At 34.2% G+C, this 25,743-nt stretch carries 27 protein-coding genes and 1 pseudogene; 17 read left to right on the top strand and 11 right to left on the bottom strand.

The annotated features are described in order from the left end of the window. Nucleotides 1-76: 76 nt before the first annotated feature. Nucleotides 77-988: an NAD(P)/FAD-dependent oxidoreductase gene (locus RC62_RS08145; RefSeq protein WP_055094353.1), complete on the bottom strand. Its 912-nt coding sequence runs from the start codon at nt 986-988 to the stop codon at nt 77-79. A 10-nt stretch (nt 989-998) separates the two neighbouring features. Beyond that, on the bottom strand, nt 999-1,352 hold the full coding sequence (locus RC62_RS08150) for a MerC family mercury resistance protein (RefSeq protein WP_055094355.1): 354 nt from the start codon (nt 1,350-1,352) through the stop codon (nt 999-1,001). A gap of 93 nt (nt 1,353-1,445) precedes the next feature. Between RC62_RS08150 and RC62_RS08155 the strand changes: the two genes are divergently transcribed. The 3 genes from RC62_RS08155 to RC62_RS08165 all read left to right on the top strand — a co-directional run bounded on the left by RC62_RS08155 (nt 1,446) and on the right by RC62_RS08165 (nt 4,527). After that, complete coding sequence (locus RC62_RS08155) at nt 1,446-1,838, top strand: Fur family transcriptional regulator (RefSeq protein WP_055094358.1); 393 nt, start codon at nt 1,446-1,448, stop codon at nt 1,836-1,838. Nucleotides 1,839-1,912: 74 nt separating this feature from the next. After that, nucleotides 1,913-3,784, top strand: coding sequence for an Nramp family divalent metal transporter (locus tag RC62_RS08160; RefSeq protein WP_055094360.1), 1,872 nt, complete (start codon nt 1,913-1,915; stop codon nt 3,782-3,784). An 89-nt stretch (nt 3,785-3,873) separates the two neighbouring features. Continuing rightward, a complete protein-coding gene (locus RC62_RS08165) occupies nt 3,874-4,527 on the top strand; it encodes a metal-dependent transcriptional regulator (protein ID WP_055094362.1) in 654 nt (217 codons plus the stop codon). A gap of 397 nt (nt 4,528-4,924) precedes the next feature. Here the strand turns inward: RC62_RS08165 and RC62_RS08170 are convergent, their stop codons facing one another. From RC62_RS08170 to RC62_RS08200, 7 genes are all read right to left on the bottom strand, one after another. Then, nucleotides 4,925-5,323, bottom strand: a complete 399-nt coding sequence (locus RC62_RS08170) for a hypothetical protein (protein WP_055094364.1) — start codon at nt 5,321-5,323, stop codon at nt 4,925-4,927. A 69-nt stretch (nt 5,324-5,392) separates the two neighbouring features. Further along, nucleotides 5,393-6,175 carry an enoyl-CoA hydratase/isomerase family protein gene (locus RC62_RS08175; RefSeq protein ID WP_055094365.1) on the bottom strand — a complete coding sequence of 261 codons (783 nt, stop codon included), beginning with the start codon at nt 6,173-6,175 and terminating at the stop codon, nt 5,393-5,395. Nucleotides 6,176-6,185: 10 nt separating this feature from the next. Further along, on the bottom strand, nt 6,186-7,601 hold the full coding sequence (locus RC62_RS08180; protein WP_082421242.1) for an ATP-binding protein: 1,416 nt from the start codon (nt 7,599-7,601) through the stop codon (nt 6,186-6,188). A 149-nt stretch (nt 7,602-7,750) separates the two neighbouring features. Further along, entirely contained in the window at nt 7,751-8,299 is a 549-nt protein-coding gene (locus RC62_RS08185; protein ID WP_055094369.1) for a CopD family protein, read from the bottom strand. 43 nt (nt 8,300-8,342) lie between these two features. Continuing rightward, nucleotides 8,343-9,356, bottom strand: coding sequence for a ferrochelatase (gene hemH, locus RC62_RS08190; RefSeq protein WP_055094371.1), 1,014 nt, complete (start codon nt 9,354-9,356; stop codon nt 8,343-8,345). Nucleotides 9,357-9,514: 158 nt separating this feature from the next. Beyond that, complete coding sequence (locus tag RC62_RS08195; protein ID WP_055094373.1) at nt 9,515-9,895, bottom strand: hypothetical protein; 381 nt, start codon at nt 9,893-9,895, stop codon at nt 9,515-9,517. Between the two features lie 3 nt (nt 9,896-9,898). Further along, complete coding sequence (locus RC62_RS08200) at nt 9,899-10,771, bottom strand: helix-turn-helix domain-containing protein (protein ID WP_055094375.1); 873 nt, start codon at nt 10,769-10,771, stop codon at nt 9,899-9,901. Nucleotides 10,772-10,998: 227 nt separating this feature from the next. Between RC62_RS08200 and hemA the strand changes: the two genes are divergently transcribed. From hemA to RC62_RS08255, 11 genes and pseudogenes are all read left to right on the top strand, one after another. Continuing rightward, entirely contained in the window at nt 10,999-12,249 is a 1,251-nt protein-coding gene (gene hemA / locus RC62_RS08205) for a glutamyl-tRNA reductase (RefSeq protein ID WP_055094377.1), read from the top strand. A 100-nt stretch (nt 12,250-12,349) separates the two neighbouring features. Continuing rightward, nucleotides 12,350-13,273 carry a hydroxymethylbilane synthase gene (hemC, locus tag RC62_RS08210; protein ID WP_055094379.1) on the top strand — a complete coding sequence of 308 codons (924 nt, stop codon included), beginning with the start codon at nt 12,350-12,352 and terminating at the stop codon, nt 13,271-13,273. Continuing rightward, nucleotides 13,274-13,939 (top strand): uroporphyrinogen-III synthase, encoded by a 666-nt coding sequence (locus tag RC62_RS08215; RefSeq protein WP_055094381.1) that lies wholly within the window; start codon nt 13,274-13,276, stop codon nt 13,937-13,939. Between the two features lie 50 nt (nt 13,940-13,989). After that, nucleotides 13,990-15,015, top strand: a complete 1,026-nt coding sequence (gene hemE, locus RC62_RS08220) for a uroporphyrinogen decarboxylase (protein WP_041520396.1) — start codon at nt 13,990-13,992, stop codon at nt 15,013-15,015. Nucleotides 15,016-15,107: 92 nt separating this feature from the next. After that, nucleotides 15,108-15,803, top strand: a complete 696-nt coding sequence (locus RC62_RS08225) for a hypothetical protein (protein ID WP_055094383.1) — start codon at nt 15,108-15,110, stop codon at nt 15,801-15,803. 6 nt (nt 15,804-15,809) lie between these two features. Beyond that, complete coding sequence (locus RC62_RS08230; protein WP_055094385.1) at nt 15,810-16,193, top strand: hypothetical protein; 384 nt, start codon at nt 15,810-15,812, stop codon at nt 16,191-16,193. Beyond that, nucleotides 16,190-16,741: a GNAT family N-acetyltransferase gene (locus tag RC62_RS08235; RefSeq protein WP_055094387.1), complete on the top strand. Its 552-nt coding sequence runs from the start codon at nt 16,190-16,192 to the stop codon at nt 16,739-16,741. Before RC62_RS08230 ends, RC62_RS08235 begins: the two co-directional genes overlap by 4 nt. Further along, nucleotides 16,731-17,633: an oxygen-dependent coproporphyrinogen oxidase gene (hemF, locus tag RC62_RS08240; RefSeq protein ID WP_055094389.1), complete on the top strand. Its 903-nt coding sequence runs from the start codon at nt 16,731-16,733 to the stop codon at nt 17,631-17,633. The genes RC62_RS08235 and hemF overlap by 11 nt, the downstream gene beginning before the upstream one ends. Before the next feature lie 492 nt (nt 17,634-18,125). Next, nucleotides 18,126-18,583 (top strand): annotated as a pseudogene (gene tnpA, locus RC62_RS08245) (IS200/IS605 family transposase). A gap of 92 nt (nt 18,584-18,675) precedes the next feature. Continuing rightward, nucleotides 18,676-19,614: a DUF4421 family protein gene (locus RC62_RS08250; RefSeq protein ID WP_055094391.1), complete on the top strand. Its 939-nt coding sequence runs from the start codon at nt 18,676-18,678 to the stop codon at nt 19,612-19,614. Between the two features lie 48 nt (nt 19,615-19,662). Further along, nucleotides 19,663-20,565 (top strand): fructose bisphosphate aldolase, encoded by a 903-nt coding sequence (locus tag RC62_RS08255; RefSeq protein ID WP_055094393.1) that lies wholly within the window; start codon nt 19,663-19,665, stop codon nt 20,563-20,565. Between the two features lie 60 nt (nt 20,566-20,625). Here the strand turns inward: RC62_RS08255 and RC62_RS08260 are convergent, their stop codons facing one another. Both RC62_RS08260 and RC62_RS08265 read right to left on the bottom strand, forming a co-directional pair. Next, complete coding sequence (locus tag RC62_RS08260; protein ID WP_055094395.1) at nt 20,626-22,404, bottom strand: hypothetical protein; 1,779 nt, start codon at nt 22,402-22,404, stop codon at nt 20,626-20,628. A 3-nt stretch (nt 22,405-22,407) separates the two neighbouring features. After that, on the bottom strand, nt 22,408-23,040 hold the full coding sequence (locus RC62_RS08265) for a hypothetical protein (protein WP_055094396.1): 633 nt from the start codon (nt 23,038-23,040) through the stop codon (nt 22,408-22,410). A 305-nt stretch (nt 23,041-23,345) separates the two neighbouring features. Here RC62_RS08265 and hemB point away from each other — a divergent pair, with 305 nt between their 5' ends. Genes hemB through RC62_RS08280 form a run of 3 tightly spaced genes read left to right on the top strand, consistent with a single transcriptional unit; the run spans nt 23,346 to nt 25,709 of the window. After that, a complete protein-coding gene (gene hemB, locus RC62_RS08270; protein ID WP_055094398.1) occupies nt 23,346-24,338 on the top strand; it encodes a porphobilinogen synthase in 993 nt (330 codons plus the stop codon). A gap of 38 nt (nt 24,339-24,376) precedes the next feature. Further along, nucleotides 24,377-25,294 carry a hypothetical protein gene (locus tag RC62_RS08275; RefSeq protein WP_055094399.1) on the top strand — a complete coding sequence of 306 codons (918 nt, stop codon included), beginning with the start codon at nt 24,377-24,379 and terminating at the stop codon, nt 25,292-25,294. Nucleotides 25,295-25,307: 13 nt separating this feature from the next. Beyond that, nucleotides 25,308-25,709, top strand: coding sequence for a c-type cytochrome (locus RC62_RS08280; RefSeq protein ID WP_055094401.1), 402 nt, complete (start codon nt 25,308-25,310; stop codon nt 25,707-25,709). Nucleotides 25,710-25,743: the final 34 nt, after the last annotated feature.

The following is a 25,743-nucleotide window of genomic DNA, read 5'->3' on the forward strand; positions in this document are numbered from 1 at the left end:
TCTACCAACATTAAGTACCTAAAGGCACATTTCAATCTTTGATTTACATAACTGTTTATAATCCCATGTAAAAAAGCTAAATAAATGACTCGTCAATAAGTTCTTTATTAATTACCGCTCCGGCAAAAGATCCTGTAGAAACCGCAATTGCCACAGATCGCATTTGAGTTGTGCAATCTCCGCTCGCATAGATTCCGGCAATATTTGTTTTTTGCATGGCATCGACTTTCAGTAAACTTTGTTGGGTTAATTCGCAACCTAAACTTTCCGGTAAAAGACAATGCTGTTCAAAAGGAGGTCTGGCATAAATGGCTTTTATTGCAATTTTTGATTGATTTTTGAAAACAACATTCTTAATATTTCCATTTTCATGCTCAAAAGAATCAATTTCATCTTCAATAACAGCAATATTATGTTGTTGCAAAATCAACGTTTCTTCCGTAGATAAAGTTGATTTTCCATTAGTTAATACGCTAAGATCTTTGGTCCAATTCGAAATCAGTTTAGCAAATTCAAATCCCATTTCGCCATTCGCAATAATTGCTGTTTTCTCTGTTTTAACTTCATAACCATGACAATATGGACAATACAAAACCGAAATTCCCCAACATTCAGCAAAACCTGGAATTTCCGGAAGTAAATCTTTTACTCCGGTTGCGAACAATAGTTTTCGAGAAGTAAAGGATTTTCCCGATTCGGTTTTAATTTCAAAGCCGTTTTCAGTTTTGACAGCACTTATAGCAAGTCCGTTATAAAACTGGACTGTATCATAAAAGTCTACTTGTATTTTGGCTTTCGCCGAAATAACTGCAGGTTTTTCACCATCGTGCGTGATGAAATTATGCGAATGTGGCGTTTGTCGATTACAAGGCAAACCGCTGTCAATCACTAAAACTTGTCGCAGTGAACGCCCTAAACTCATGGCTGCCGAAAGTCCGCTGTAACTTCCTCCAACAATGATAACCTCAAAATTTGTTTCTTGTATCATAACTTTATATTTAATGATTAGTATTTTTATGTATTCTATAATTAACCAAATGGCCGATTATCATTCCTATTCCGCCAATAAATATCAGGTCGAGATGAATATCAAGAATAATTTCGCTTAAAACACTGATCCAAATTAATGCCATTGAAATAATCAGAATAGAAGAAATCAAAAGGTTTGATTTCTTAATTATCTTTACAATTGCAAATAGTCCGATCGTTGCAAAGAGCAAATCAATAAATGGATTGTGACTTAAACCTAAAGGCAAAATAGTCAGAAGCGGAAAAACCAAACAATGAACTAAACAAATAGTCGCGCTCGAAATTCCTAAAATATCATAAAAGGGTGTGCTTGTTTTCTTCATTTTCAGTACTTTTGCTTAATGCAATTTTGTTGCAAATATACAAGATTATTTTAATCGCAACATTGTTGCGATAATATTTTTAATTATAATAAAATGAAAACAACACGAAATACAGCAGCAAAGACAGCCGTTTTAGAGATTTTTGGCAATTCTAAAACTGCGCTGTCACATGCCGAAATTCAAAAACAAATAGGCGATTTGTGTGACAGGGTTACAATTTATAGAATATTAGAAAGATTGGTAAACGATGATATTATTCATAAAATTGTAAATCTTGATGGTACGGTCAAGTATGCAAAATGCCATCATCATGCCCAACGTGTGCACATTCATAATCATGCTCATTTTAGTTGTGAAAAATGTTTGGAAATAACTTGTCTCGAAAATGTGAAGCCAAGTTATATCATCCCTCATAATTATAAAGTCAATGACATAAACTTTACGTTATCAGGATTGTGCCCGAATTGTTTAAATTCTAACATTTAAGTTTTAGACTTGCCTAAAAATATTGTTTTACGAATGTAATTTATACCTATATTTGTTAAAACAACATTTTTACAATGACCAAGTCTTTAGAAGAAGTTCACCAATCGGTTGCAACAGAGCATAAAAAAACAGGATTTAGAAAAATATTAGCCTTTTTAGGCCCGGCATATTTAGTAAGCGTAGGATATATGGATCCTGGCAACTGGGCAACAGATATTGCGGGCGGTAGTCAGTTTGGGTATTCTTTGCTTTGGGTTTTGCTAATGAGTAATTTAATGGCTTTACTTTTACAAAGTTTAAGTGCAAGGCTTGGGATTGTAACACAACGTGATTTAGCACAGGCTTCGCGAGAAACGTATTCGAAGTTTATTAATTATATTTTATATTTCCTGGCAGAAATAGCCATTGCCGCGTGCGATTTAGCCGAAGTATTAGGAATGGCGATCGGGATCAACTTGCTTTTTGATATTCCGCTTATCGAAGGTGTTTTAATTACCGTTTTAGATACCTTTTTATTATTATTCCTTATCAATAAAGGAATCCGAAAAATGGAAGCTTTTATTATTGTTCTGGTTGCGATTATTGGTTTCTCCTTTATTTTTGAAATGATTTTTGCAGAACCGGAACTGGATAAAGTACTTTATGGTCTTATTCCTTCAATGCCAAACTCAGCGGCTTTGTATATTGCTATTGGGATTATTGGTGCAACGGTAATGCCACATAATTTATATTTGCATTCCTCTTTAGTTCAAACCAGAAAATTTGACAGAACTCCAGCCGGAATCAAACAAGCTCTGAAATATAATTTCATAGATTCTACAATCGCCTTAAACCTTGCTTTTTTTGTAAACGCTGCTATTTTGATTTTGGCTGCAGCCACATTCTATAGAAACGGAATGTTTGAAGTTGCAGAAATTCAGGATGCACATCAGTTCCTGGAGCCTTTGCTGGGAACCAAATGGGCACCAATTTTATTTGCCGTTGCTTTGATTGCCGCCGGACAAAGTTCGACTGTTACCGGAACTTTAGCCGGACAAATTGTAATGGAAGGTTATCTGAATTTAAGAATTCAGCCTTGGGTCCGACGCATTATTACCCGCTTAATTGCCATTGTACCGGCAGTAATTGTGATCTTGATTTATGGCGAAAGCGTCACGGGAAAACTTCTAATTTTAAGTCAGGTTATTTTGAGTTTACAATTGGGATTTGCGATTATTCCGCTAATACACTTTGTAAGCGATAAAACTAAGATGAAAGGATTTCATATTTCTAAAACAACTCAGGTCGCTGCCTGGATTATTGCGCTAATTATCGTTTCATTAAATGCAAAACTGGTTTATGACGAAATCACATCATGGCTTGAAAACTCGAATCATCCAACAATTTTATGGTTAACAGTCGTTCCACTCGCTTTTGGATTTCTTGCTTTATTATTATACATTATTGCAAAACCTTTTATTGCAAGAGCAAAATCGAATATCGAAAATCATTCACCTCATCACTTAAAATTAGTTTATACGCCAAAAGAAAGTTACGGCAAGAAAAACATAGCGATTTCAGTCGACTTTTCTAAAGCTGACGAAGCTGCACTTAATAATGCCTTTGAATTGGGCGGAATCGATGCGCAATATACCTTAATTCACATTGTAGAAACTGTTGGCGCATTAATGTATGGCGTACACGTTGACGATCACGAAACTACTATTGACGAAAAATTATTATTAGAATATAAAGAAATGCTTTCGCAGAAGGGATTCAGAATCGAAACAGAACTTGGTTTTGGGAAACCTAACGCAGTGATCCCGAAGATTATCAACCAAGGTAATTTTGACATTCTGGTTATGGGAACCCACGGCCACACTGGATTAAAAGATATTTTATTTGGTACAACCGTAGATAAATTGAGACATAAAATTTCAATACCTTTGTTGATTGTTAAAAAATAGGTTCAAAGTAACAGAGCGACAAAGGCACAAAGATTTAAAACCTTTGAACTTTTGTGCCTCTGAACCTTTGTGACTCAAAAAATAAAAAAATGACTTTTTCAGAAGAAAATTATCTTAAATCAATCTATCATCTTACGGCTTCAAATGATGCTGAAGTCAGCACGAATGCTATTGCCGAAATGATGGAAACCAAAGCTTCATCTGTTACGGATATGCTTAAAAAATTATCTGAAAAGGATTTGGTAAACTATAAAAAGTATCAAGGCGTTTCTTTGACCGAAAACGGCAAATTAGCCGCTAAAATGATTGTTAGAAAACATCGCTTATGGGAAGTTTTTCTTGTTGAAAAATTAAATTTTTCGTGGGATGAAGTTCATGATATTGCGGAACAATTAGAACACATTAAATCAGAACAGTTAATCAATCGTTTGGATGATTTTCTGGGAAATCCAACAGAAGATCCGCATGGTGACCCGATTCCGGATGCGAATGGACGAATTGTAAAAATTGAGAAACACTTACTTTCTGAATTAACAGAAAATCAAATTGGAGTTTGTGTAGGTGTAAAAGATACTTCATCAGAATTCCTGAAATATCTCGACAAACAAGAGATTGCTCTGGGTTCTCAAATGGAACTTCTGTCTAAGGAATCTTTTGACTTATCTGTGAAGATTAAAATTGATGGCAGAGAATTGTCTATTTCGAATAAGATTGCTTCGAATTTGTTTGTAAAGCTGGTTTAGAGATTGTTTCCAAATGATTCGCGAAGAAGTCTGCTGATTTTTGTCATCCCGAGAAACAAGTGATCTCAACAAGTTGCTCCACATTTTAGGAAAAATTCTTTACGTTAGTTCTTACGGATATCCCTCGTTTATCGGGATGACAAAAATGAGATTATGATCACATAAATGGATTACAACAAAGCGGGAGTTCGACTTCCCTCAGCCTGACAAGCGAGGCATTATACTTTATGATGCAAAAAGTTTCATCAACATTTGTTTCTCGCCCCGATAGAAGTGGAAATCCTTTTGTGCCGGTCCCGAGGCTTCGGGAGGCACAAAAGGTTGTAACGGATTGCTTCGCCAGTTCGCTCTTTCAGGCTCCTGTGCGGGATTAGCTCCTAAATCCAATAAAAGTTATTTAAACAATTCCTTTCTCGATCATTTCTAACATTACGGGCGAAGCGTTCTTGAATGTCGGCTCTTGCTCGATGATACTTCCTGCGTTCTTTTTGTTTACTTTAAAAGTCACATCGTTATCTGTGGTAAACAATAAAGCGGTCAAAAATGGATTTTTGATATAAGTTCCCAATACCAATAAAGCTTCATCTAAAGTATGTGTACTTTCGATTTCTTCGGTTTTATAACGCGTTGTTAATGCGATTGAATACGTATTGTCTTCGTTTATCGCCAAACGGAAATAGATATTTTTAATCTCGGTATCGCCGATGGTTTTTGCCAGAGTTAATTTGGCAAAGGTGCCGGCTTTGATGCTTTCTTTAACACGTTCGCAAAAAAGAGCAAATATAGGTTCGTACATTTTTTTATTTCTAAGATTCTGAGGCACTAAGATTCTTTTTGAATCTTTATATCTCGTTGTGGTATAATTTTATTTTCCTGTAAATTCAGCTTTTCTTTTCTCTAAGAATGCTGTTGTTCCTTCCTTAAAATCCTGGGTTCCGAAACATTTACCGAATGATTTTATTTCGGTATCAAAACCATTTTTACCGTCTGTATAATTTGCATTGATTGCTTTTATGGCTTTACCAATTGCAAAAGGAGCATTTTTGATGATTTTATTGGCTATTACATTTGTAAAAGACAAAAGTTCTTCTTGTGGCACTACATAATTTACCAATCCGTATTGTTTGGCTTCTTCTGCAGAAATCATTGCTGCGGTCATAATCATTTCCATTGCACGGCCCTTTCCTATTAATTGTGGCAAACGCTGCGTTCCTCCATAACCGGGAATCAATCCTAAGGTTACTTCGGGTAATCCCATTTTAGCATTATCTGATGCTACTCTAAAATGACATGCCATTGCAAGTTCTAATCCTCCGCCAAGTGCAAAACCATTTACGGCAGCAATAACGGGTTTCTTTAAGTTCTCTATAAAATCAAATAGTAATTCTTGTCCTTCTCCGGCTAATTGAGCTCCTTCTGCTACAGAATAATTTGCAAATTCTGAGATATCAGCTCCGGCTACAAATGCTTTTTCGCCGCTTCCTGTAATAACAATTACACGAACATCATCATTTTTACCTAATAATTTTACCGCTTTGCTCAAATCACTAATTGTTGCTTTGTTTAAAGCATTTAGTTTTGTAGGTCTGTTTATGGTTACGGTTGCAATTTTTTCTTCAATCGAGATTAAAAGATTTTCGTAGTTCATGACGCTTTTTTTAGGAGTTTGTGATTGGCAAAGAAACTCTAAAAGTAGTTCCTTTTCCGTAAGTTGATTCAAAGGTAATTGTTCCTTTGTAATTTTCTATAATGTTTTTTATAATTCCGAGTCCAAGTCCCATTCCACTTGTTTTCGTAGTGAATTTTGGTTCAAAGATCCGACCTGTATCCAGTTTTTGAATCCCTATTCCATTATCCTTTACAGCAATCTCTACATTATTGTTTCTGCGTTTTACGGTAACAACAATAGATTTATGAAACTGACTTTCCGGAATTGCCTGTGTTGCATTTTTTACGAGATTCGTAATGACACGAATCAATTGTGTACGATCCATTTTTGAAATGATTTCCTCTTCTTCGCTTTCAAACACAATATAATCCTCGTTGAAAATATCCAAAGAGAGCTCAACGACTTCAACCACATTTAAAGTTTCGTTTTGTTGCGCCGGCATTGATGCAAAATTCGAAAATGCCGATGCTACTGCGGTCATAGTATCAATTTGCTGAATTAAAGTTTCAGAATAATCGTTTAATTTTTGTTTTACATCCGGAGCCGTTGGATCAAACTTACGTTGAAAACTCTGCACGGTTAACCTCATCGGCGTAAGCGGATTTTTTATTTCGTGCGCTACTTGTTTCGCCATTTCGCGCCAGGCTTCTTCACGCTCACTTTGGGCTAGTTTTATGGCGCTAGTTTCGAGTTTGTCGACCATTCCGTTGTAAGCCTTTATCAGGAAATTTACTTCCTTACTATTGGCTTCCAAAACGATTTTTTCGTTTTTCTGATCCAGATTGGTTTCTTCTAATCTGTCTGAAATGGTTTTCAGCGATTTTGTAATATAGGTCGAAAGGAAATATGCTAATGCAAAAGCTACAACCAACATAAAAGAATAAACCTGACTTAAACGAATCAGGAAAGTATTCAATTCGTTATCATAATAGCCATCGTCTTCTAAATACGGAAGATTTAAAATACCAAGCGGTTTGAATTTTTCGTCTTTGATTAAACTGTAAGATGATCGATTTTTGACTCCATCGATGGTTTTAATATCTACAAAACGCTTTTCGATCGAAGAACGCACTAATTTTAAAATATAATCCGGAACAGGCGGCGCTACTTTATCAACGGCAAAAGACTCTTTTGATGATTTTAATAGTTTTCCATCAAGACTATAAATATTGATTTCAATTTTATGAATCTGAGCTAATTCGTGGATTTTATCCTTGAAAATCAAATCCAGGTTTCCGGTTTTTAAAGGATAAGTTGTAGTCGAAAGCACATAATTAATGTGTTCTTTTACTGCATTTTCTTTTCGTTCAAGACGTTCCTGATGGTATTCTTTGGCTTCATTCTTAAACTGAATAATCGAAATGGAAGCCAATAAAAAAGATGCCACAACAATCAATACAATCATCGACAGGAAAATCCTGGTACGAAGCGAAAGCATTGACATTTTGAAGTTGTTCAGCATATATTTAGTATTCAGTCTCAGTATTCAGTCTCAGTATTCAGTCTCAGTATTCAGTCTCAGCATAAACTGAAAACTAAGACTGAGACTGAATACTATTTTTTCTCTCTTATTCTTTTATAAAAACGGAATCCCAACATAATGATAATCGAGAATAAAAAGATTCCGATTACACCAAAAATCCAATTGATGGCACTTTTTAAAACTACTAAAAAAACCACGGCAAAAAGGATAATCGTTGCGCCTTCATTCCATAAACGCATAAAATTGTTAGAATATTTTACCTCATCATTTTGCAATTGCTTAAATATTTGATGGCATTTTGCATGATACAAATACAATAAAAAAACAAAACATAACTTAACGTGCATCCATGGCATTTTGAGCCAGGCGTTTCCTAAATCTGTAAAAAGCAACATCCAAAAAGCAAAAATACTTGCCAAAATTGCTGACGGCCACGTAATAATATACCACAAACGATACGTCATTATTTTGTATTGCGCTTGTAAAATTTCTTTTTCAGGAGATGATTTTTCGTTGGCTTCAATTTGATAAACAAACAAACGCACGATATAAAACAATCCGGCAAACCAGGTTATTACAAAAATAAGATGCAGTGATTTCAGATAGTTATAGTATTCCATTATAAAGTCTTTTTTCTTTACTCTTTCTTCTTTGTTCTATTTTCTATTTAGCCCAATCATTAATCCAATTACCTACTGTTTCACACCATTCATCGTCATCATTTAAACACGGAATTGCCAGGAATTTTTCTCCTCCGTTTTTCTCGAAATCTTCTTTGGCGCGCATTGCAATTTCTTCCAGCGTTTCTAAACAATCAGAAACGAAAGCTGGTGTTACAACAGCTAAATTTCTGATTCCTTTTCCTGGCATTTTATCAATTTCAACATCGGTATACGGTTCTAACCATTTATCTCCTGCTAAACGAGACTGAAAAGTTAAACTATATTTATCTTCAGGAAGTCCTAATAATTTTACGACTTGTCTGGTTGTCTCATAACATTGGTGACGGTAACAAAAATCGTGTGCCGGTGAAGGTGTATTACAGCAAGAACCATCAATTTTACAATGTGATTTTGTTACATCGGTTTTGCGAATATGACGTTCCGGTATTCCGTGGTACGAGAACAATAAATGATCGTAATCAAAACCAACTAAATGTTTATGAATCGAATCTGCCAAATTCTTGATGTAATCCGGTTTGTTATAAAACGCGGGAACATCAGTAAAAGTCATTTGAGGGAATTTCTTTTTACGAATTTCTTCTGCTTTTACTAAAATGGTCAAAGTCGAAGCCATTGCATATTGTGGATATAACGGAAAAAGTAATACTTCAGTAACACCTTTATCATGCAATTCCTGAAGTCCTTTTTCGATAGTCATACTTCCGTAACGCATGGCCAGAGCAACAGGAACATTTACTAAAGGCTGCACTTTTTTCTGCATTCTTTCAGAAAGAACTACTAATGGAGAACCTTCGTCCCACCAAATTTTCGCATAAGCGTGCGCTGATTCTTCTGGTCTTTTTCTTAAAATAATACCACGAACCAATAAAGCTCTCAATAAATACGGAACATCGATCACGTATTTATCCATTAAAAATTCGTCTAAATATGGTTTTACATCTTTTGGTGTTGGACTTTCCGGAGATCCTAAGTTTACTAATAATACGCCTTTCATTCTGTTTTTTTTGCTTTAGGCTTTAAGCTATAGGCTTTAAGCATTTGTTTGTTTAAAAATTTCGTCAAAAGTAAAACTTGCAACTTTTTAGAAATATGATAAATGTTATTTTTTATTTATGTTCTGATATATAAAATTGATGCTGAAGTCTTTTTAATTTAATCTTCACTTAAAACGTTTAACTCTTTTTCCATTTTCTCTTTCCATCCTTTTCCATTTCTACTTACGAGGTAAACATCTGTTATTCTATGATACTCTTTTATTGCTTTGTCCATTTTCTTGTCACCTATAACACAACCTTGATTTTGTTTATATAAACCATATTTTTTATAAACACTATCACGCTTATACTTTCTTGTCTCTTGAATTTTTCTTTCGGTCTCGATCGGAGAAATAAAAGGTAAACCATAAGTAAATGTCTTTACACTATCTACTATAATATCATGCGATGCATAGTTTTTATATTCATTCAATAAAGAACGATCAGTTGATTTACAGCTTAATAAAGGAATAAATATCAAAAAAAGTATTTTTCTCATTTGCTATACATTAGTATTAATTGACATCAAATATTTCTTTGGAGTTGTGGCGAACTTTTTCTTGAAAGCCGCTATAAAATGACTTCCGGTGCTGTAACCAATTTTTAATCCTACTTCATTTACATTATAAGATCCGCTATCTAATAGTTTTCGGGCGAAATCCATTTTGTAATCAAATAGAAAACCGTAAACTGTATCGCCGTAAATTTGTTTGAAACCCATTTTGAGTTTCTTTAGATTCAAACCAATTTCATCTGCCAACTCTTGCAATCCCGGAGGTTCAGCCATATTAGCGATGATAATTTCTTTGGCTTTTCTGATCTTCAAAACATTATCTTCATCAATCAAAAACGGACATTGCTCTGCATTTGGATCTTCGGTTCTGTTAAAATACAAACTCAGCAATTCATATCCTTTTCCTTTATAATAAAGGTTTTTTATAGACGGATGTAAGTTATAATGAAACAGTTGACTCAAAACAATTGCCATTGACGGACTAATATTTCCTTCGTTATAATACTTTTTGTCCTTATTATCCGGACTTAAGAAAGTAATATAATCTGCTTCAGCAGAAAACAACGCGTGAAATTTCTTAATCGAAACAATTACAGAGATCACCCAGGAATTTGGAGCCAACTCTAAATTGAGTGGTAATTCTTTCTGCGGATTATATAAAAGCAGCGATTTTTCTTCTTTCAATTCCAATGCATAGTTACCCTGATTGAACAAGAATTTTGCATTTCCTTTTATTCCGAAGTGAAACTGTATCAGGCCACTACCAATTTCTCGTTGTGCAGAAAAAGGTTCTAAACTGTCATTTTGAAAACGAATAAGCGTAAAGTCGTCTTCAATTTTTATAATTTCCTGAGAACTCATAGCGATATTTTTTTAGAACAAAAATCAGGACAATTGCAAAATGTTATTTAGAATCACTCTAAACAAAACATTTCTAACAAGTTGATTTTGCTACAAAAGTACTTCTTTTTGCATAAAAACAGACCTTTACAAACAAAAAAACACGCAGCGATACAAAAAGTACTTTCAGCGTTACTTTTATAAAGACTATAGTGATAATTTTGTTGCACTTTTATGAAAGTGAATTTATGGAAAACAATAACGTACCTAAACATCTTTATTTTTACTCAGTTGGTTTGAGTTATAAAAAAGCTGATGCTGAGGTAAGAGGTAAATTTAGTTTGGATGCAATTGCAAAAACGCGTTTGCTGGAACAGGCTAAAGAAGAAGGAATAGAAAGTTTGATTGTCACTTCGACCTGCAACAGAACCGAGATTTACGGTTTTGCAGAACATCCATTTCAATTAATAAAACTAATTTGTGATAACAGCAACGGTTCTGTTGATGCTTTTCAGAAAGTTGGTTTTGTCTACAAAAATCAAGAAGCCATTAATCATATGTTTCGCGTAGGAACTGGTTTAGACAGTCAGATCTTAGGTGATTTTGAGATTATTTCTCAAATCAAGACCAGTTTTGCACATTCAAAATCAATGGGACTTGCGAATGCTTTCTTAGAAAGATTGGTAAACGCCGTAATTCAGGCCAGTAAAAAGATCAAGAATGAAACGGAGATTAGTTCAGGCGCAACATCTGTTTCTTTTGCATCGGTACAATACATTATCAAAAATGTAGAAGACATAGGCAATAAAAATATTTTACTTTTCGGAACAGGAAAAATTGGAAGAAATACTTGCGAGAATCTTGTAAAACATACCAAAAACGAACATATTACTTTAATAAACAGAACGAAAGATAAAGCCGAGAAACTGGCTGGAAAACTAAATTTGATTGTTAAAGATTATTCTGAACTTCATTTAGAACTTCAAAAAGCCGATGTTGTAGTTGTCGCTACAGGTGCTCAAAACCCAACAGTTGACAAAGCAATTTTAAATCTAAAGAAACCTTTATTGATTCTTGATTTATCGATTCCGAAAAACGTACACGAAAACGTAGAGGAATTAGAAGGTGTAACGTTGATTCACATGGATTATTTGTCGCAATTGACGGATGAAACTCTTGAAAACAGAAAATTACATATCCCTGCTGCCGAAGCTATTATTGAAGAGGTTAAAGAGGAATTTGTTACCTGGACAAAAGGAAGAAAATTTGCTCCAACCATAAATGCTTTAAAAGAAAAACTGAATGCTATTAAAGTTTCAGAATTAGATTTTCAAAGCAGAAAAATTGCTGATTTCAATGAAGCTCAGGCTGAAATCATCAGCAACAGAATCATCCAGAAAATCACTACACATTTCGCAAATCATTTAAAAGACGACGATACCATGGTTGATGAAAGCATCGAGTGGATCGAGAAAGTCTTTAAAATAAAAGCATCTTAAAAACATAAACTCTTTTCACCATATAAGTTCATTTAATATAGTTGTTTACGCATTGCTTAAATTTACTTACATAACTTATATGGTGGAAAAAAAGTAAAACATGGCAGAAAAAACAATCAGAATTGGAACCCGCGATAGCGAATTAGCACTTTGGCAAGCACATACTGTCGAGAAAAAACTGAATGACTTAGGTTATAAAACTTCAATTGTTGCGGTAAAATCCCAAGGAGACATTATTCTTGACAAACCTCTTTATGAACTTGGCATTACAGGTATTTTCACCAAAACCTTAGATATTGCCATGATTAATGGAGATATTGATATTGCAGTGCATTCGATGAAAGATGTTCCAACCGCTTTACCAAAAGGTATTGTTCAGGCAGCAGTTTTAGAAAGAGCCAATGTTTTAGACATTTTAGTTCATAAAGGCAATCCTGATTTCGCAAATCCAAGTACAATTGCAACCGGAAGTTTACGTCGTCAGGCGCAATGGTTCAACAAATATCCTAATCATACTGTTGTTGATTTACGCGGAAACGTAAATACACGTATGCAGAAACTACAAGACAATACCTGGGATGGAGCTGTTTTTGCTGCTGCAGGTTTGGAGCGCATAAATCTGAAACCGGGAAATTATATTGATCTTGATTGGATGATTCCAGCACCGGCACAAGGCGCAATGCTAGTTGTTGCAATGGAAAATGACAATTATACGCTGGACGCGCTTTCGCAATTGAATCATATCGAAACTGAAATTTGTACCTATATAGAACGTCAGTTTCTAAGAACGCTGGAAGGCGGTTGTACCGCGCCAATCGGGGCTTTGGTAAAATATAATGAAGATGAAGATACGCTGCATTTTCAAGGCGTTTTACTTTCTGTTGATGGTAAACAAAAACTAGAAGTAAACAAAACGGTTGATATAGCAGAGTGGAAAAAACTAGGTTTCTTCGCCGCCCAGGAAATTCTAAACAATGGCGGAACTGAACTGATGGCATCTATAAAAGAATCTTTAAAAAAATAAATGAGTAAATCAATTCAAATATTATCTACAAAAAAGCTATCGGGCGAACAAAAACAAGCATTGGTAAAAGCCAATATTGAAGTTATTGATGCTGATTTTATTCAAACTCAAAACAAATCTTTCGAACTAAAAGACCTCAACGAAAATCTGATTTTTACGAGTCAGAATGCAGTTCATAGCGTTTTATCGAATCCTGATTCAGAAAAACTGAAAAGCAAAAATGTGTTTTGTGTGGGCTTAAAAACCAAAATTCTATTATCTGAAAATGGTTTTAATGTTGTGGCTTATACAGGTTATGCCTCTGATTTAGCCGAAATCATCACTTTAATTTACCGCAGCGAAAGCTATACTTTTTTTAGCGGAAACCTTCGCAGAGAAACGTTGCCAAAAGCATTGAAAGATGCTGATGTCAAATTGAATGAAATTCAGGTTTATGATACGTCATTAGTTCCTCAGAAAATAAAAACTACGGTAGACGGAATTTTATTTTTTAGTCCTTCCGGCGTTGAAAGTTATTTGAAAGACAATACAATCAAGAAAGAAAAGTGCTTTTGCATTGGAGAAACCACCGCAGAAGCTTTACATAAAATTACCAAAAACATCATCATTGCAGATCAGCCTACAGTTGAAGACGTAATTGAAGATGTGATTAACGAATATAAGTAAAAACCTTTGTGACTTTGTCCCTTTGTGGCTTTGCACCTAAAATAAAAAACATGTTAAAAAACGACCTATTTTTAAAAGCATTAAAAGGAGAAACTGTTCAACGTCCGCCAGTATGGATGATGCGTCAAGCCGGAAGATATTTACCGGAATTTATCGCTTTGCGTGATAAATATGATTTCTTCACTCGTTGTCAGACTCCTGAATTGGCTGCTGAAATTACTGTTCAGCCTATTCGCAGAATTGCTCCGGATGCAGCAATTTTATTCTCGGATATTTTGGTTGTTCCGCAAGCAATGGGAATAGAAGTTTTAATGAAAGAGAATTTTGGTCCTTTTTTACCAAACCCAATTCGTTCTTTGGCAGATGTTCATAGAGTTTATGTTCCGGACATTCAGGAAAGTTTAGGTTATGTTATGGATGCCATTAAATTGACTAAAGAAATGCTGAACGACGAAGTGCCATTAATTGGTTTCGCTGGTTCGCCTTGGACAATCTTTTGTTATGCTGTTGAAGGAAAAGGTTCTAAAAGTTTTGATACTGCAAAAGGATTCTGTTTCTCAAACCCTGCAGCAGCGCATACTTTACTACAAAAAATTACAGACACTACTATTTTATACTTAAAAGAAAAAGTAAAAGCAGGAGTTGATGCTGTTCAGATTTTTGATTCTTGGGGAGGAATGCTTTCTCCGGTTGATTATCAGGAATTCTCATGGAAATACATCAACCAAATCGTTGAAGCTTTGGCTGATCACGCTCCGGTTATTGTTTTCGGAAAAGGATGTTGGTTTGCTCTTGGCGAAATGGGTAAAAGTAGAGCTTCGGCATTGGGTGTAGACTGGACATGTTCGGCTAGAAATGCTCGTTATTTGTCTGGTGGAAACATTACTTTACAAGGAAACTTTGATCCGTCAAGATTGCTTTCTCCAATTCCAACTATCAAAAAAATGGTTCATGAAATGATCGACGAGTTCGGAAAAGATAAATATGTTGTAAATTTAGGTCACGGAATTTTACCAAATATCCCTGTAGATCATGCAAAAGCGTTTATTGACGCGGTTAAGGAATACGGGAACTAAATATAGTATTCAGTTTTCAGTCGCAGTTTTCAGTCTAATTTTAAACTGAAAACTGCGAGTGGGGCTGCAAACTTAAAAAACCATGTCCTAAAATGTTTGCAAACATAAACCTTCATAGAAATTCACCATTTTCTTTTATAGAATATGCTTTTCAGGCATATTATGCGACGGTGTTTTTGATGGTTTGGTTACATCCGGAACAACACAATGTAAGTATGATTAATGACCTGGCTATTTTAATGGCTTTCGAGTTTATCATGGTACATTCAGGAGTTTTTATGGCGGTTATGCCTAAAAAATTGTCGCTTTTCGTGTTTTTCCCCATGTACGGATTGTTTGCATATGGTTTTAATCATTCTGTAATTAATACCAATATTTTTTACATTTATTTGTTGACGGTTTTAAACCGAATGCGCTTTGCTTTTTCTGATGTCCCGCCGGAAGTTCGGGCTTTACAAATAGGGAAATCTGTAGCAAAAGCAATGTTTTATTTCTTTTTAATTTTTGCCGTATGCTTCGGAAATGGCATAATTCCGAAATTCGGATTAACAGATGAATTTTTAGAAAAATCCCATTATTTCGATACTGTAAAATCAAGCGGATTATTCATAGATAAACCTTATGTCCCGATATGCATGGGATTTATATATTATTCTTTGCCTGTTTTGTATTTTATCTATTGGACAATTAAAAACTTTGGAAGAACTAACAATTTTACCTCCCAAGAAGGTAAATTAGTCTTTAGCCAAACGATCAATAATCAGAAATTTAAATCGAATAAAAAATAACTAATCATGCTCAACAAGGGATTACGAGACAACGAAAGCATCAGAATTGACAATGTCCTGAAAACATTGCACGCTCTTGACTTTGTTCCTAAAATGTTGAATGACGATGAAAAACTTGAAATTGAAAATCAACTTCAGGAACTCGGTTTAAACATTCAAATTCTGGTTGATTACGATAATGAAGAATTAATTGCATTATTAATCCGTAATCAATTCGATTGGAATCAACTGGAACAATTTGCTGATTTCTTAATCCATTTTTCAAAAACAGACAACTATAAATTTGAAGATAAAGCTTTAGCAATTTATCAATATATCCAGCAGGAAAGCAAGGTTTTTTCATTTGGAATAAATGCTAAAATTGCTTCGGCTAAAAACAAACAAAAATGAGTTTTACAGATTGGAAAATAGAAACAATTGCCAACATTCTTCCGGAAGAGTTTTATAACCTCATCGAAAAGAACAAAAGTTATATTGGAAAAACTTTTCCCGTTACGCTGGCCAATTCTGATTCTCTAAAGAAAGCACAGAATTTTTTAAAAGTTAGTCTTGACAAAGAGAAAAACAAAGAAGGTTATCATTTTTACGCCAGAGATATAAAAACTAATGCTTTAATTGGTTATTTGTGTGTTAAAACCATAGATTACCGAATTTCTAAATGCGAATTAGGTTATTTTATTGATGAAGATTATCAAGGAAAGCGAATTACATCAAAAATGGTTTCTCATGTACTTGATTTTTGTTTCAACAAATTAATGCTAAACAAGGTTTTTATATGCACCTCAGAAGTTAATTTGGCAAGTCAGCGAATTGCGTTGAAACATAATTTTAAACAAGAAGGAATTTTACGAGACGAATTTAGAAATGGTGACGGAGAATTGCAAAACACTGTTTACTTTGGATTGCTCAAATCAGAATATAAAGCACATGAAAGATAAATTTTACGCATACATACAAAAATTACAAGACCAGATTTGCGCTGGATTAGAAGCTGTTGACGGAACTACAAAATTCCGCGAAGATCTCTGGAAACGCCCTGAAGGTGGCGGAGGAAGAACCCGCGTAATTGAAAACGGAAATGTTTTCGAAAAAGGCGGTGTCAACATTTCAGCAGTTCACGGAAAATTACCTGAAGCGATGCAGAAGATGTTTGGCGTTGGCGAAGCAGATTTTTTTGCCTGTGGATTAAGTTTGGTTTTACATCCAAAGAATCCAATGACTCCAACGGTTCATGCCAATTGGCGATATTTTGAAATGTATGACGAATCCGGAAAAGTAATCGAACAATGGTTTGGCGGCGGACAGGATTTAACGCCTTATTATTTGTTTGAGGAAGATGCCAAGCACTTTCACCAAACCTGTAAAACAGCTTGTGACAAACATAATCCAGAGTTTTATCCTAAATATAAAAAACAATGCGACGCTTATTTCTGGAATGCACACAGACACGAAGCCCGCGGAATTGGTGGATTGTTCTTTGATTATTGCAAAGCAAATGAACAAATGTCGATGGACGATTGGTACAATTTCGTAACCGAAGTTGGTAATAGTTTCCTTGAAGCTTATGTTCCAATCGTAGAAAGAAGAAAAAATTTAGAATATACTCCGGAAAACAGAAAATGGCAGGAAATCCGTCGTGGTCGTTATGTCGAATTTAACCTTGTTCATGATAAAGGAACATTATTCGGTTTAAAAACCAACGGAAGAATTGAAAGCATTTTGATGAGTTTACCTCCGCACGTGCAATGGGTTTATGATCATCATGCAGAAGCTGGAAGTGAAGAAGAAAAATTGGTGAAGGTGTTAGAAAATCCTGTTGATTGGGTTTAATATTTATATCCGAATTTATGTTTTTATAAATATGCCGCTCCGCTGGAGCTTATAATCTTGTTCGCCCATTTATTTCTAGAGATATGTCGCTCCGCTGGAGCTTTGCATGATGTCCCCATGATTTTTGCTATAAATATTTCGTCCCTCTGGGAACTACGTTTAGACTTTAGCTAGATATAAAACTCCATAGGAGTAAAATATTTATAGCAAAATAATGCAGCTCCAGCGGAGCGAAATATCTATAGAAAAATTTATTGCCAGCCCCAGAGGGGTGTCATATCTATAGCAAAATTTATTACCATCCAAATAAAGCTCCAGAGGAGCGAAATATCTATAGAAAATTTATTACCATTCACAAAAAGCCCCAGAGGGGTGACATATTATAATTATCAACAGAATTCAATTAATTTTTCGATAACAAAAAAAGAAATATTTATCCTACAAATTGAATTTATTCTTTAGCTTTACCTATCAATAAATTTTAATTAAAATATGGCAAACACTTACACTCAACTATATATTCAAATTGTTTTGCGGTAAAGGGAAGACAAAACTTAATTTCCAAAAATAATAAAGACGAAATCTATAAATATATTACAGGAATTATCACCAATCACAAACAAAAACTAATTTCTATTAACGGAATGCCAGATCATATTCATATCTTAGTTGGAATAAAACCGGATATCTCAATATCTGATTTAGTAAGAGATATTAAATCAAGTTCATCCAAATTCATAAACGAACAAAAATGGATCAATGGAAAATTTGAATGGCAGACTGGCTTTGGTGCTTTTTCATATGGACATTCTCAATTGAACAATCTTATAAAATATATTGAAAACCAGGAAGAACATCATAAAACAAAAACATTTAGGGAAGAATATATCGCATTTTTAAAATTATTCAATATTGATTTTAGAAATGAATATCTTTTTGAAAACGTTTAATAATCGCTCCTTTGGAGCTTTAAATAATTCAGGCAATTCAATTGCTATAAATATTTTGCTACGTTGGAGCACTATAAAAACTGATTTTGCAGATGAATTTTAAATTAATCGGTATATTAACTTTGAATAGTATTTTGGGATGTTTTGCCCAAAACGATTCACTACAGAACCCCTATTTTAAATCGTATAATGATAAAATTACTGGCAGCATTTATTATTTAGATACTTCGAATAGTTTTCAGATTGCTTCAGGCAATCTGGATTCAGAAACATTTGTTAATCTTATTCCTAATAGAAGAGAACAGATTGGTTTTAATCTGAACTATAAAATCATTGATATTTCTGTTGGCTTTGCCCCAAAATTTCTAAGTCAAAATAAAGGAGACTCTCATTCCAAAAATTTTAATTTCAATACCCGTTTTTATTACAAAAAATGGATGCAGTCTTTTACTTTCATCAATCAAAAAGGATTTTATATCAGCGATGATAATATAACGGCACAACTGCCAGATATGCGTACTACGAAAATTGGCGGATCGACGGCTTACGTTTTTAATAATAAATTCTCTTTTAAAACGCTGGTAAGCCAAAACGAATGGCAAACTAAGAGTTCCGGAAGTTTTATTCCAACTTTCTCGTTTTACTACACCAATATAGACTTAAACATTACAGACACAACACCTGGAGATATTTATGTATTTACTTTGGCTCCATCCTATTTCTATAATTTTGTAATTAGTGACAGAGTTTTAATTGGTACCGGAATTGCTTTAGGCGTTGGAATTAATGATATTGACGGAGATTCATCGGCTCTATATCAAGCCGATTTTAATTTAAAACTGGCCTACAATAAGGATCGTTTCTTTGCTTTTGCAAGTATCAATACTGTAAGTTTTGCTCAGGATGAAAAAGTCAATCCGCGACTGAATGATAATATCGCTACTTTAAAACTTTCTGCAGGTTATAGATTTGATCCTCCCAAAAAAGTAAAAGAAGTTTATGACAAGGTAAATCAGAAAATAGGTCTGTGATATTCATTATCTTTAAATCTTCATTCTAAAAATCTAAAATATAACGATATGAAAAATAGAGAAAGATACATAGCACAGTTAAACCGTATGCATTCCGGAAAAGGATTTATCGCCGCACTGGATCAAAGTGGCGGAAGTACACCAAAAGCTTTAGCTCAATACGGAGTCCTGGAAAGCAGCTTCTCGAATGATGAAGAAATGTACACGCTTGTACATGAAATGAGAACCCGCATCATTAAAAGCCCTGCTTTTAAGAGTGAGTATATCCTGGGCGCGATTCTATTTGAAAACACAATGGATCGTAAAATTGACAATCAATGGACTGCCGATTATTTGTGGGAGAAAAAAAACATCGTTCCTTTTTTAAAGGTTGATAAAGGACTTGCTGATCTTGCAAATGGTGTACAATTGATGAAACCTATTGCTAATTTAGATGAATTGCTGACACGTGCCGCAGAACGAAATGTTTTTGGAACTAAAATGCGTTCTGTAATTAAAGAAGCAAATGCAACAGGAATTCGTGAAGTAGTCGAACAACAATTTGCGGTAGGTTTACAAATCTTCGAAAAAGGACTTATTCCTATTATCGAGCCTGAAGTTGATATTTATAGTGCTGATAAAGCAAAATCAGAAGAGATTTTAAAAACAGAAATCAAAAAACAACTTGGTTTATTAGACAAAGATGTAAAAGTGATGCTAAAACTGTCCATTCCAACTGTGAATGATTTTTATAAAGACCTAATGTCTGATCCGCATGTTGTGCGTGTTGTAGCATTATCCGGTGGATATGGACAGGATGAAGCCAATGAAAAGCTTTCGCAAAACCACGGATTGATCGCCAGTTTCTCAAGAGCCTTATCAGAAGGACTTACTGCTTCTCAGTCTGATGAAGAGTTTGATACTAAAATAGCTAAAACAATTAAAGGGATTTACGAAGCTTCTATTACATAAGATGATAAAAAAAATCCCCAAGAAAATAGCTTGGGGATTTTTTTTTATAAGTTTTATAAACTATTTACTTAATTCTTCTGCTAAATCTAATGTTTGCAAAATGATATTTTTATCTGATTTTGCAGCGTTTAATTTAAATTCGAATATCAATTTGTTGTCAATTAATTTTTTAGGCGATTCGAATGTGACATCTATAAATTCTTCGGCAACTCTTTTTATTTTATCTGATTTAGTCGTGTCCCCAGTATTTGCATAGACATTTGATAATCCGGCAATGTTGAATTTTCCGAAGATGTAGTTTTTCTTTAAGGCTTTTTTAGCTTCTTTAGAGAAAGATCCTTTTCCAGCATTAAAATAATCCTGCGTGTTGGTTATAACCACTACATCTTTATCTTTTTTGATAAAAATAGTTCCGTATTCTTCTGTTCCCAGTATTTGATAATAATCTCCTTTTTGCTCCAGAAATTGTTTACGAACACCTAATTGAATAAGTTTATCACCAAATGTAGGATGTGTCGAGGTAAAAACGGCAGAGAATAACGGAATGTTTTTCTTAATCTTCTGTTCTGTTACTTTCTCTTCATAATTTTCATCATATCCGTAAGATTTGGTTGTTACTTCAACTTCTTTCATGTTGTATAAAAACATACTTAAATCACCATCAAAAAGTGTTGCAGTAGCTTCTTCATCAATAATTGTCGAAATTAAATCGGTTACAATGGTTATATCTTCTTTAAGGAGTTTAGGATTTTGAAAAAGTTCAGCGGTTAATGACGGGAAATTTTCCAATGTGGCTTTGCTATTGATATGATATGACATATAGCCCAATGGTTTTTGATCAGGAAAATAATTAAAGATATTTTTATTTACTTTTCTATTCGTCATTTTCTCTACGATTACTGCCATTGGTTCTGCATATTCTACGACCTCATCAATTCGTGCATTGTCATTATCGAAATAAAAATCAAGGTTAATTCCTTTTACAAAATTTCCAAAGCTTTTTTGCATTGGTAAAAACTTATTGTAGCTGGTAAACTGTGACAAAGCACCATATGTAGAACTTAATGTAGACATTACTGAACTGTAGTTTATCCATGATGAAATATCTGCAGCGGCATTTATCTTATCTGAATTTGGCGCTGTAAAACCATTTTCGAATAACGATTTGATAAAAAGATTTTGTTGTTCTGCCTGCAAAAAGTTAAAATCGGCTTCCGCTTTTTCATATTCTGCATTCGATATTCCGGCATATTCTTCTACTTCTTCAGCATCATCGTTTTCAGTTGTTCCGTTTGTCTCGACCGTTGCCGTTTCTTCGTAAGGTTCTTCGATTGAAATAGAATCTTGCGTTGTCTCAGGAAAAAGAATGTTTGATTTATATTTTTTAGTAAATTCTAAAATAACCAAGTAATTATCATTCCATGCAAATGATTTCTTTTGGTTCTTTGGAGAAAAAAGCAAATATTTACCAAGATCCTGTATTACCGGCACCTCAACAGAATCTGTATTTTTATTAATGGTGCGTTGCTCTATTAGAAATTCCTTAACGGCTTCTTTGCTTTTTATAGGAATCGTAACCTGGTAATATGGAATACTATCTGTAAAATTCCCGTGAATAGATGCTTTTTGATCCATTTGAAAAAGAGCTGCATATTGGGCTAAATCAGGACCATCTTTGTATTTCGCAATAAGCGGATGATTGAGTATATCTGCAAGATTTACTTTTTTAGAAAGCTGGTTACCATTAAATTGAACGAAATAATCGTATTGTTTTTGATTGGCTTGGCCAAAAGTCAAATGCAGGGCGAATAATAAAAAGAGCGTATAAAACTGCTTCATAAATCAGGGAGTTAATTGGATTGTATTGTTCATTAATGCCGATTTTTTAAGTACACTGTACATACTTTGTTTTAAAAATACGGTCTTTTTGTTTTGGGAAATTTTACTATTTGGATTTTGCACCGCCTGAACATCTTTATCAAATGTGTAAATGGCAATAATATTGGCTGCTTCCAGATCTTGTTTTTTCTTAGGATCTTTTATCAGTTTTTCAGGAATTGGATATGAAGCAATTCTTTCGAAATTCTTGGCGCTACTGGCAAAGTGAATCTGATCGCTTTGATTGTTTATCGTATTTACAACGGCATTAAGCGCTTTTACGTTTGCATAACTGAGTTTGATAATGAAAACATAATTTTCAAAATCAGTCTTGGTAGTTACGTTTGTAATTCCGTCAATTTTAGAAGCTTTTGTTTTAAAGTCCTCTAATTTTTTGGTGATTTCCTGTTCGTTTGGAATTTTTACGCCATCGACTTCTTCGAGCCACATTGCAGATTTTGTTTTAAACCATGATTTTGAGAAGTCGACCATTAATGTGTACTCGCCACTTTGATCGTCGTGATGTTTGATTCTTTCTGTTATTTCAAAACAACTTGTTAGCAGTAAACAACAGCATAAAGCGAGAAATTTCTTCATTAGACAAATTTAATGGGAAAATTTTTAAAAACAATAATATCAGACGAAACAAGTTTCATTTTACGGGCTTTGAAATTTTCGTCAGAAACTAAAAAACATCAAATTTTTAGATAATATTAACGGATTCTCCAATACTCTAATCTCCTTATTCTGTTGATTTTTCTTTAACTTTGCAGTGCTTCTAAAAAAGCATTATAATCTTCAAAAAAATAAAAATAACTACACTTTTAGCATTAAGGATTACCAATCTGCTTTCGAATAAATCAGATTAAAATCTGAGATCTAAAATCTAAATCCTAAATTATATGTTCCCATTACAAAGAAACCGCCGTTTAAGAACCAATGAATCTATTCGCTCTTTAGTTCGTGAAACAAGTTTAAGCCCACAAGATTTTATGCTTCCTATGTTTGTTGCCGAAGGAAAAGACGTAAAAGTTGCTATTCCGTCAATGCCGGGAATATATCGTCATTCGTTAGACAATACTATTAAAGAAGTAAAAGAAGCCTGGGATTTAGGAATAAAAGCGGTGAATATTTATGTAAAAGTAAGCGACAATCTAAAAGATAATAAAGGTGTAGAAGCCTGGAATAAAGATGGTTTGATGCAACAAACAATTCGTGCCATCAAGGATGCTGTTCCTGAAATGATTGTTATGCCGGATGTAGCTTTAGATCCTTATTCTATTTACGGCCATGACGGAATTATTGAAAATGGTCAATTAATCAACGACGCTACTGTAGATGCTTTAACCAGAATGAGTTTGAGTCATGCTGAAGCCGGAGCTGATTTTGTTGCGCCAAGTGATATGATGGATGGACGAGTTTTAGCGATTAGAAAAGCATTAGAAGAAAACGGACATCATAATGTGGGAATCATGAGTTACAGTGCAAAATATGCTTCGGCATTTTACGGACCATTTCGTGATGCTCTGGATTCTGCTCCGGTAGATTCTCAAAATATCCCTAAAGATAAAAAGACTTATCAAATGGATTATGCTAATAGAATTGAAGGAATTCGTGAGGCATTATTAGATGTTGAAGAAGGCGCGGATATTGTTATGGTAAAACCAGGAATTGCATATTTAGACATTGTTCGTGAGATAAAAGATACCGTTCATGTACCAGTTGCCGTATACCAAGTATCTGGTGAGTACGCTATGGTAAAGGCTGCAGCAGAAAAAGGATGGTTAGATCACGACAAAATTATGATAGAGCAACTATATTGCATTAAGCGTGCGGGAGCAAGTATTATTTCTACTTATTTTGCTAAAGAAGCAGCAATTATTTTAAACAGGTAATACACAATAAAAGGCTACTTTAGCCAAAAATATAACATATGAAAAAAGTATTACTTGGGCTTGCCATGATCGCTTCTGTAACAGCAATTGGTCAGGATATTAAAATTAAAAAAGATAAAATCAGCATCGACGGAACTGAAGTCGCGATTTTAGACAAAGAAAAACTATCGTATAAAATTCTTTCATTAGACAACAGACCTATTTTTTCTATCGAAAGAAAAGCTAATACCCTGCTTGATGGTTCAACGGTTTATTGGTCTCTTCTTACTGATTTAAGCAATAACAAAACAAATGAGATTGTTGATTATGGTACAGATCAGGGTTTGAGTTTTCAAAGAGCTATTGTAGCCAGTGTTTGTAATGAAAAATACAAATTTATCAGTGCATCCGGTTTAGATGAAAAAGGGGTTTTAGAATTTATTAACGGAACACCTACTAACATTACAAAAGTTTTTGATGATGCAAATCAGAAAACAATTGACCAGTTAAAAACAGAAAATGATGCAATGGTTGCCTTGAGAATTAAAGTTGAGAATGGAAATATTCTTCAAAAGCAGGAAGTTCTTAAAGATGGCCAGCTTGTTATGGATTATGTTTTAATAGGAGAAGTTAAAAAAAGCAATATAACTTTTATGCCTAATTTTCCGCCTAGTCTGGTTTATACTGTAAACTCCCTTTATTCTGAAAAAGACAATAACAGCAGAGTCCAAAACCGAGTTAAGGTATTGGGTGCGTGGTATGCTACAAAAACAGGATACCAAAATCCTAATACGAATAAAAATATCAAGGACGAAATAATTACCTGGGATAACAAATATTATAATTTAAGAGGAACTCTTACTGACACTGAAAAAATTAATCTTTCGTTTTATGGCAATGAAGATAAAGATCTTCTTTCAAAACAAATCGTAGCCAAACTTCTTTACAATGGCTATAAGTTTGATGCGATGAAATAAAATTAAATCTATAATGAAAAAACTATTATTCTTATCTGCCGTTTTAGCTTTGACTTCTTGTAAAAAAGAAACAACAGAAAACACTGTTCAGGAACCTGTAGAAAACTATTCAGAAGGACATTCGGCAGAAGCCAAAACTCCGGAAGCGTTGGGAAAACAAATTTTTGAAGGACAAGGAAATTGTTTTTCCTGCCATCAGGCTGATCAAAAAGTGATTGGTCCGAGTATTCAGGAAATTGCCAAAATCTACAAAGACAAAAAAGGAGATATCACTACTTTCTTAAAAGGAAATGCTGAACCAATTGTAGATCCAAGTCAGTTTGCGGTTATGAAAACGAATTTTCCTGTAACTCAGGCAATGTCTGACGAAGAATTGAAAGCTATTGAGGCTTATATTTACAGCCATTTAAAGTAGTATTTATCATTTCTGCTGACATACTGTTGTCATT

The sequence above is a fragment of the Flavobacterium aquidurense genome (assembly GCF_001404985.1).
Classification (GTDB): domain Bacteria; phylum Bacteroidota; class Bacteroidia; order Flavobacteriales; family Flavobacteriaceae; genus Flavobacterium; species Flavobacterium aquidurense_B.

Bases quoted from the DNA above. Each gene is read 5' to 3' on its own strand.
- RC62_RS08145 (WP_055094353.1), bottom strand. From the start codon at position 988: ATGATACAAGAAACAAATTTTGAGGTTATCATTGTTGGAGGAAGTTAC.
- RC62_RS08150 (WP_055094355.1), bottom strand. From the start codon at position 1,352: ATGAAGAAAACAAGCACACCCTTTTATGATATTTTAGGAATTTCGAGC.
- RC62_RS08155 (WP_055094358.1), top strand. From the start codon at position 1,446: ATGAAAACAACACGAAATACAGCAGCAAAGACAGCCGTTTTAGAGATT.
- RC62_RS08160 (WP_055094360.1), top strand. From the start codon at position 1,913: ATGACCAAGTCTTTAGAAGAAGTTCACCAATCGGTTGCAACAGAGCAT.
- RC62_RS08165 (WP_055094362.1), top strand. From the start codon at position 3,874: ATGACTTTTTCAGAAGAAAATTATCTTAAATCAATCTATCATCTTACG.
- RC62_RS08170 (WP_055094364.1), bottom strand. From the start codon at position 5,323: ATGTACGAACCTATATTTGCTCTTTTTTGCGAACGTGTTAAAGAAAGC.
- RC62_RS08175 (WP_055094365.1), bottom strand. From the start codon at position 6,175: ATGAACTACGAAAATCTTTTAATCTCGATTGAAGAAAAAATTGCAACC.
- RC62_RS08180 (WP_082421242.1), bottom strand. From the start codon at position 7,601: ATGATTGTATTGATTGTTGTGGCATCTTTTTTATTGGCTTCCATTTCG.
- RC62_RS08185 (WP_055094369.1), bottom strand. From the start codon at position 8,299: ATGGAATACTATAACTATCTGAAATCACTGCATCTTATTTTTGTAATA.
- hemH (WP_055094371.1), bottom strand. From the start codon at position 9,356: ATGAAAGGCGTATTATTAGTAAACTTAGGATCTCCGGAAAGTCCAACA.
- RC62_RS08195 (WP_055094373.1), bottom strand. From the start codon at position 9,895: ATGAGAAAAATACTTTTTTTGATATTTATTCCTTTATTAAGCTGTAAA.
- RC62_RS08200 (WP_055094375.1), bottom strand. From the start codon at position 10,771: ATGAGTTCTCAGGAAATTATAAAAATTGAAGACGACTTTACGCTTATT.
- hemA (WP_055094377.1), top strand. From the start codon at position 10,999: ATGGAAAACAATAACGTACCTAAACATCTTTATTTTTACTCAGTTGGT.
- hemC (WP_055094379.1), top strand. From the start codon at position 12,350: ATGGCAGAAAAAACAATCAGAATTGGAACCCGCGATAGCGAATTAGCA.
- RC62_RS08215 (WP_055094381.1), top strand. From the start codon at position 13,274: ATGAGTAAATCAATTCAAATATTATCTACAAAAAAGCTATCGGGCGAA.
- hemE (WP_041520396.1), top strand. From the start codon at position 13,990: ATGTTAAAAAACGACCTATTTTTAAAAGCATTAAAAGGAGAAACTGTT.
- RC62_RS08225 (WP_055094383.1), top strand. From the start codon at position 15,108: ATGTTTGCAAACATAAACCTTCATAGAAATTCACCATTTTCTTTTATA.
- RC62_RS08230 (WP_055094385.1), top strand. From the start codon at position 15,810: ATGCTCAACAAGGGATTACGAGACAACGAAAGCATCAGAATTGACAAT.
- RC62_RS08235 (WP_055094387.1), top strand. From the start codon at position 16,190: ATGAGTTTTACAGATTGGAAAATAGAAACAATTGCCAACATTCTTCCG.
- hemF (WP_055094389.1), top strand. From the start codon at position 16,731: ATGAAAGATAAATTTTACGCATACATACAAAAATTACAAGACCAGATT.
- RC62_RS08250 (WP_055094391.1), top strand. From the start codon at position 18,676: ATGAATTTTAAATTAATCGGTATATTAACTTTGAATAGTATTTTGGGA.
- RC62_RS08255 (WP_055094393.1), top strand. From the start codon at position 19,663: ATGAAAAATAGAGAAAGATACATAGCACAGTTAAACCGTATGCATTCC.
- RC62_RS08260 (WP_055094395.1), bottom strand. From the start codon at position 22,404: ATGAAGCAGTTTTATACGCTCTTTTTATTATTCGCCCTGCATTTGACT.
- RC62_RS08265 (WP_055094396.1), bottom strand. From the start codon at position 23,040: ATGAAGAAATTTCTCGCTTTATGCTGTTGTTTACTGCTAACAAGTTGT.
- hemB (WP_055094398.1), top strand. From the start codon at position 23,346: ATGTTCCCATTACAAAGAAACCGCCGTTTAAGAACCAATGAATCTATT.
- RC62_RS08275 (WP_055094399.1), top strand. From the start codon at position 24,377: ATGAAAAAAGTATTACTTGGGCTTGCCATGATCGCTTCTGTAACAGCA.
- RC62_RS08280 (WP_055094401.1), top strand. From the start codon at position 25,308: ATGAAAAAACTATTATTCTTATCTGCCGTTTTAGCTTTGACTTCTTGT.